The organism is Proteus sp. G4380 (assembly GCF_963885725.1).
Lineage (GTDB): Bacteria > Pseudomonadota > Gammaproteobacteria > Enterobacterales > Enterobacteriaceae > Proteus > Proteus mirabilis.
The window spans coordinates 1-2,737 of the sequence record NZ_CAWPAV010000191.1 but is presented as its reverse complement, the minus strand read 5'-3'; the positions used below and the strand labels follow the sequence as shown (position 1 = coordinate 2,737).

1 protein-coding gene, 1 tRNA gene and 3 pseudogenes are annotated in these 2,737 nt (G+C 37.8%); all 5 read left to right on the top strand.

Features of this window, described 5'->3' with window-relative positions; translation table 11 throughout:
* Positions 1–473 precede the first annotated feature (473 nt).
* A tRNA-Leu gene (locus AACU98_RS16760) sits at positions 474–558 on the top strand.
* Positions 559–746: 188 nt separating this feature from the next.
* Positions 747–1,145 (top strand): annotated as a pseudogene (locus tag AACU98_RS16755) (Arm DNA-binding domain-containing protein); the annotation flags it as partial.
* A gap of 122 nt (positions 1,146–1,267) precedes the next feature.
* Positions 1,268–1,480, top strand: a pseudogene (locus AACU98_RS16750) (antirestriction protein); the annotation flags it as partial.
* A gap of 123 nt (positions 1,481–1,603) precedes the next feature.
* Positions 1,604–2,431: a DUF932 domain-containing protein gene (locus AACU98_RS16745; protein ID WP_062814570.1), complete on the top strand. Its 828-nt coding sequence runs from the start codon at positions 1,604–1,606 to the stop codon at positions 2,429–2,431.
* 118 nt (positions 2,432–2,549) lie between these two features.
* Positions 2,550–2,737, top strand: a pseudogene (locus tag AACU98_RS16740) (hypothetical protein); the annotation flags it as partial.

Sequence of the window (2,737 nt, the reverse complement as noted above, 5' to 3'; positions counted from 1 at the left end):
ACAATATATATTAAATATAACACTCTATTTAGAATAAAAATTCTTCCTTACACCAGAGAAGAAAAGGGCAGTGACATTAAAAAAATAACGATAGTCATAAAAATAAAATTAAGCCCTTAAATTGCAGTACCGTCGGATCAAAACACTAACCCAGTTTTGATCCTTTTTTTATATCTCGTTATATATAATTTAATATATCGATTTTGTCTACTGCTCAGTTATAACGATGACAACAGAAGATAATCCATATATGCACAAATAAATGAAGTCAGTGTGCTAAGAGACTCAGAGATTGAGACTTGTTAAATTCAATGTTGCTTATCGATAGATGAATGTTACAAGTTTGCCCCATTCATAGAAGAACGATAAGATAAATGCACTTTTTTTCGCCAATCAAACTGAAAACCAACAATAATTGTTGCGAGGGTTCCTCACGCAAGTATAATGAGCCTGTTTTCCAAACACACTTCAGTGCCGGAGTGGCGGAATTGGTAGACGCAGTTGATTCAAAATCAACCGCCTTCGGGTGTGCCGGTTCGAGTCCGGCCTTCGGCACCATAAGAACATCAATGGACGTCAACGGACGTCTTTTTTTGTATCTGAAATCCCTGTTTTACAAGGCTTTTCCTCACTTTTTAGTCTTCCCAAGTATACTAAGGTCAACCCACATCAAGTACCTGCTGTTGGTATATGTGTTGGTATCTCTCGATTAGATAATAGTTTGTACCAACGCAAGGAGATAAATCATGGCTCTTACTGATGCTAAAGTCAGGGCTGCTAAGCCTCTGGATAAATCGTATAAATTAACAGACGGTGATGGTATGCACTTGATGGTACATACCAACGGCTCAAAATATTGGCGTTTACAGTATCGCTTTGGCGGTAAGCAAAAAATGTTGGCACTGGGTGTTTACCCTGATATTTCACTTGCAGAAGCCAGAGAGAAAAGAGATACAGCCAGAAAGTTAATTGCTAACGGATTTGATCCAAGCGAAAAACGCAAAGAAGTGAAAGAAGAGCAACAAAAAGAATTTAATACATTCGAGAAGGTTGCACGTGATTGGCATGCAACCAATAAGAAGTGGTCTGAAGGGCATAGCCATCGAGTATTAAAAAGTTTTGAAGACAATATCTTTGCGGCTATTCCACAATGGTTAAAAATAGAATCCGTTATCTTTCACACCCTCGACCAATTATGTCCTGACTATCACGGGGTTTTTGGTCGTTTTGTACTTTATCAAATCAAGGGGCTTACCTTTACCCTGATTTATCGGAAGAGCACATGCTTTTAATCAACTCTCATAATAGGCATGAATCGCAGGTTTCTCCTCAAGTGATGGGTATTGTCGTGTGTTTATTGGTTTCTAGTGTGTGGTCATTTAAAACAGAAAGAGAGGTGATGTGCGAACGTTTTTATCAACTACAGGATTTTGCTTCACAGCACCCTGAAGCAGAGGCTATCTTCTACCTAATTGATTAATCTATTTTACGCATTTTACGCTTTCCTCGCTCCTATATTCACCCCATTGTTCTTATCTCTGTCTGCATTATTTCACTGTATTTAACGTATTTATCTAACTAATAAATTATTTAAGGATTGATGATGAGTCGATTAGCCTCACGCTTTGGGCGTGCCAACAGTATTCGTCGTGACCGGCCATTAACGATGGAAGAATTATTTTGTACCGTACCCAGTGTTTTCTCTGAAGAAAAACATGAGTCGAGAAGTGACCGTTATACCTATATTCCCACTATTACCTTATTGGATAGTTTACAAAAAGAAGGATTCTATCCGTTCTTTGCTTGTCAAACACGAGTAAGAGACAACAGTCGAAAGATGCACACCAAACACATGCTTAGGTTACGGCGACATGACCAAATCACCGGTATTCAAGTCCCTGAAATTATTTTGTTGAATAGTCATGATGGCTCAAGCAGTTATCAAATGTTGCCGAGCTTATTTAGAGCCGTTTGTCAAAATGGTTTGGTTTGCGGAGATTCCTTCGGCGAAGTGCGTGTACCGCACAAAGGTGATGTTGTAGGAAAAGTAATTGAAGGAGCCTATAAGGTATTGGAAACCTTTGATTCGGTGGCAGAAAAGCGCGAACAGATGCAGTCACTATTGTTACCGCCACCAGCACAACAAGCCTTGGCACAAGCAGCTTTAACTTATCGTTTTGGTGAGGAACATCAACCGATTACCGAGGAACAAGTATTACAACCTCGTCGTTGGGAAGATAAGAAAGATGATCTGTGGACTGTGTACCAACGTTTGCAGGAGAATTTAATCAAGGGGGGATTGTCTGGGAAAAATGCAAAAGGCAAACGTGCTCGCACGCGTTCGGTGAATGGTATTGATGGTGATATCAAATTTAATAAGGCACTGTGGGTGATGACAGAAAAGATGTATGAGTGTTTTCGAATATCTTGATTGGAGTTTTAAGAGACGTGAATTAATATTAGATTATTAATAAATAGTCTATCCTACAATTTCATTGGGGTAGGCTATTTTTATAAAGGATCAAGATTTTATTTTTATAGGAGCTAGTATGAAGCGTTATCAGAAAGTAATTACATTATTTCTAACATCATCTACATTTATATCATTTTTAGCATTGATGGCTAATTGGTTCTACTTGAATAAAATAGGATGGTTAGATTTATTTTTAAGTTCAATAATCTCTAGCGAAAATATTTTCATTATTGCTTTTTTTCTTGTTATTTCATTTTTTTCAAT